General features: G+C 69.6%; 5 protein-coding genes. 2 read left to right on the forward strand and 3 right to left on the reverse strand.

What is annotated here, in order from left to right; genetic code table 11:
- Positions 1 to 360, reverse strand: a 360-nt coding sequence (locus PHQ87_RS08590) for a cytochrome b/b6 domain-containing protein (RefSeq protein WP_300233046.1), incomplete at its 3' end; no start/stop codon positions are given.
- Positions 361 to 481: 121 nt separating this feature from the next.
- On the opposite strand from PHQ87_RS08590, the gene PHQ87_RS08595 reads away from it, so the two are divergent.
- On the forward strand, positions 482 to 1141 hold the full coding sequence (locus tag PHQ87_RS08595) for a Crp/Fnr family transcriptional regulator (protein ID WP_300233048.1): 660 nt from the start codon (positions 482 to 484) through the stop codon (positions 1139 to 1141).
- Positions 1142 to 1257: 116 nt separating this feature from the next.
- On the forward strand, positions 1258 to 1449 hold the full coding sequence (locus PHQ87_RS08600) for a DUF2892 domain-containing protein (protein WP_300233050.1): 192 nt from the start codon (positions 1258 to 1260) through the stop codon (positions 1447 to 1449).
- Here PHQ87_RS08600 and PHQ87_RS08605 read toward each other — a convergent pair.
- Together PHQ87_RS08605 and gabT are read right to left on the reverse strand one after the other, a co-directional pair.
- A complete protein-coding gene (locus PHQ87_RS08605; RefSeq protein WP_300233052.1) occupies positions 1424 to 2206 on the reverse strand; it encodes a hypothetical protein in 783 nt (260 codons plus the stop codon). The genes PHQ87_RS08600 and PHQ87_RS08605 overlap by 26 nt on opposite strands.
- Positions 2207 to 2254: 48 nt before the next feature.
- On the reverse strand, positions 2255 to 3496 hold a 1242-nt coding region (gabT, locus tag PHQ87_RS08610; protein WP_300233053.1), incomplete at its 5' end, for a 4-aminobutyrate--2-oxoglutarate transaminase.

Raw genomic sequence — 3496 nt, forward strand, 5'->3', positions numbered from 1 at the left:
GGGAAAACCGGCCGCCGAACTGTAGGCCCAGCCCAGCAACGGCACGGCGAAGAACAGCAGGTACAGACCGTGGTGTGTGGCGTGGTGCGCCAGCCTCTGCCAGCGCGGCATCGCCGTCTCGATGGCCCGTGGCAGCGGTGGCGGACGGTGCGTCAGGCGCCAGACCAGACGGAACACCGACAGGGCCAGCAGCGTGACACCGGCCCACTTGTGCCAGTTGTAGAGCTTCAGGCGCTGGGGCGAAAACGGCAGATCGGTCATGTACAGGCCGACGGCAAACAGGCCGATCAGGGCCAGACCCAGCACCCAGTGCAACAGTACCGAGACGGGGTGGTAACGGGTGGGGTGTGCGGTGGACATGGGAGGAGTGTAGGCACGGACGGCCACCGGCAGCGTGAAGCGGCTTGAAGCCATCATTCAAAAACATTGAATAAAACGGGGGTGCCTGTTCGGCTTCGGCGCTCTGCCTACAATGGTGGCCATGGATGCCGTCCACCGCCAGACCCTGCTGTCACTCTATCCGGCGCTGGAAGCGGTGATGCCGCTGCTGGCGTCACTGCCGGTGACGACCGTGCCCGCCGGCACGGTGCTGTTTCGCGAGAACGATCCCTGCCAGGGCTTCCCGCTGCTGCTTGCCGGCGAGGTGCGGGTGTGCCGCGCCGCGACCAACGGCCGCGAGCTGGAGCTGTACCGGGTGCAACCGGGCGAGATGTGCCTGGTCTCCTCCGCCGGTCTGTTTGCCGGGCAGGCCCTGACCGCGCGCGGGCTATCGACGGTGCCCACGACGCTGACCCTGCTGCCTGCCCCGGTGTTCCGGCAGGCGCTGGCCGATGCCCGGTTCCGGGATTTCGTGCTGGGCCTGTTCGCCTCCCGCATGGCGGATCTGACCAGCCTGATCGAGGCCATCGCCTTCCAGCGCCTGGACAGCCGCCTGGCCTCCACCTTGCTGGGCCACGGTCAGCAGGTACGGGCCACACACCAGTCGCTCGCCGATGAGCTGGGCACCGTGCGCGAGATCGTCACCCGGCTGCTGCACCGCTTCGAGCGCGATGGTCTGGTCGAGCTCTCGCGCGAGTGCATCACCATCTGCGACAGCGCGCGGCTGCGGGCCCTGGCCGGTGGCTCGACCACGCCTGTGTGACCACGGTCACAGACGGCCACCTCCCCCCCGGTATCCAATACGCGGGTGCACCAGCCCCGGAACGGCGGGGCATGGTGCCGATGGTTGCATCGTCATCCCTACAGGAGAACCTTCACATGACCAAGAACGTCGGCGGCATTGACCGCATCATCCGCATCGTCGTGGGCGCCGCCCTCATCGCCGCCGCGGCCACGGGCACCGTGGGCCTGTGGGGCTACATCGGCGTGGTCCCCCTGCTGACCGGCCTGATGGGCTGGTGCCCGCCCTATGCGCTGCTGGGCTTCAGCACCTGCTCGGTGAAGAAGTGAGCCCGTCGGCGGCCGCAAAGGCCGCCATGCCGTCGAGCACGGTGCACAGCCGCACCACCTCACGTGCCCGGCGCAAGCGGGGCAGGCTTTCGGCCACGCGCTGCACGGCGCGCAGGCGCGGCAGCAGATGGCGGATGAAACCGGGCAGATCCGGTGGCGTCTGCCCGGCGCCGGCCGCAGCGGCCTCACGGGCCCGCTGGTAAGCCGACAGCACGGTCCGGACGGCCTGCGGCCCGAAGGGCTCCAGAAAGCGGGCCAGTGACATCACCAGTTGCAGCGCGTCGTAGAGCTGCACCGTCGGCAGCGGCATGGCCGGGTGCAGCGGCTCCTCGAAATCGATGCGGGCAAAGCGCGTGCCGTCCCAGGTCAGGTTGCGGGCCTGGGCGCCACCATGCCAGTGGCCCCGGGCATGGAAACCGGCCAGATCGGCACCGGCCGCACACATCAGCGGCAAGCGCTCGTCCTCGGGCAGGCGGTGCAGCAGACGCTCGAGCGTGGTGCCGACGTCCCCGGTGGTCAGCGACCGGCCGTCGAAAGCCAGCACGGGCGGCACCGCCTCGCCGGCCGCCGCCAGTGCCAGCAGGCGCTGATGCTCGTAGGCCAGCAGGGCCTCGGGGTCGGTCTGCCGCACCGCGCACCAGGGCACCGGCACCCCCATGAGACGGGCAAACAGCCAGACGCCGGCCGATTGCCCGAACGAGCGCAGCGGCCGGTCCACGGTCTTGGTCCAGATCGGGGGAGGCGTGGCAGTGGTCAAAACCTGCGGATTATCCCGAAACACATCCCCGCACCAGCCCTGCCCCCGTCAACCCATGACCTCGGCCAGGGCCGCGTCCAGGATCTGCAGTCCCTCGGCAAAGACGCTGTCCTCGATGGTCAGCGGAAAGAGAAAACGGATCACATTGCCGTGCACGCCGCAGGTCAGCAGCAACAGGCCGCGCCTGAGCGCCGCCATCTGCACGGCCTTGGCGAGCTCGGCATCGGGCGCACCGTTCGCGTCGGCGAATTCGCACGCCACCATGGCACCCAGGCCCCGCACGTCGCTGATGCGCGCCCGCTTCGCCTGCTGCGCCTTCAGGTGGGCGAGCAACTGGCCACCCAGCGCCTGCGCGCGCTCGGGCAGACGCTCCGCGGCCATGACGTCGAGCACGGCGTGTGCGGCGGCGATGGCCAGCGGGTGCCCCGCGTAGGTGCCGCCCAGGCCGCCCGGCGCGGGGCCATCCATCACGGCGGCCCGGCCCGCCACGGCCGACAGCGTGGTGCCACCGGCCAGGCTCTTGGCCAGGGTGATGAGGTCGGGCTTCACACCGAAGTGCTCCATGGCGAACAACCGGCCGGTGCGCGCAAAGCCGGTCTGCACCTCGTCGGCGATCAGCAGGATGCCATGCTGGTCACACAACTGGCGCAGCCAGCGCACCGCCTCGGCCTGGATCGGGTTGAAGCCCCCCTCGCCCTGCACCGGCTCGAAGATGATGGCGGCCACGCGCGAGGGTTCGATGTCGCACTTGAACACCTGCTCCATGGCCTGCTGCGTCCCGGCCAGCGAAGCGCCCTCGGCGGGGAAAGGCACATGGTAGATCTCGGGCGGGAACGGCCCGAAGCCCACCTTGTAGGGCACCACCTTGCCGGTCAGCGCCACCGAGAACAGGCTGCGGCCGTGGAAGGCCGCGCCGAAAGCGATCACACCGCTGCGGCCGGTGGCCGCACGCGCGATCTTGATGGCGTTCTCCACCGCTTCGGCACCGGTCGAGAAGAAGGCCGTCTTGGCCGGTCCCTCGATGGGGACCAGCGCGTTGAGGCGCTCGGCCAGCGTCACGTACTCGGCATACGGCACCACCTGGTAGCAACTGTGCGTGAAGCGCTGCAACTGCGCCGCGATCGCGGCCTGCACCTTCGGATGCACATGCCCGGTGTTGAGCACCGCGATGCCACCGGCAAAGTCGATGAAGCGCCGGCCCTCAATGTCCCAGAACTCGGCATTGCGGGCCCGCTCGATGAAAAAGTCGCCCATCACGCCCACGCCGCGTGGCGTGGCGGCCAGCCGGCG

Origin of the sequence: Hydrogenophaga sp., from assembly GCF_028698005.1 — a bacterium.
Lineage (GTDB): Bacteria > Pseudomonadota > Gammaproteobacteria > Burkholderiales > Burkholderiaceae_C > Hydrogenophaga.

Excerpts from the sequence above, each read along its gene's own strand:
- PHQ87_RS08595 (WP_300233048.1), top strand. The coding sequence starts at position 482 with ATGGATGCCGTCCACCGCCAGACCCTGCTGTCACTCTATCCGGCGCTG.
- PHQ87_RS08600 (WP_300233050.1), top strand. The coding sequence starts at position 1,258 with ATGACCAAGAACGTCGGCGGCATTGACCGCATCATCCGCATCGTCGTG.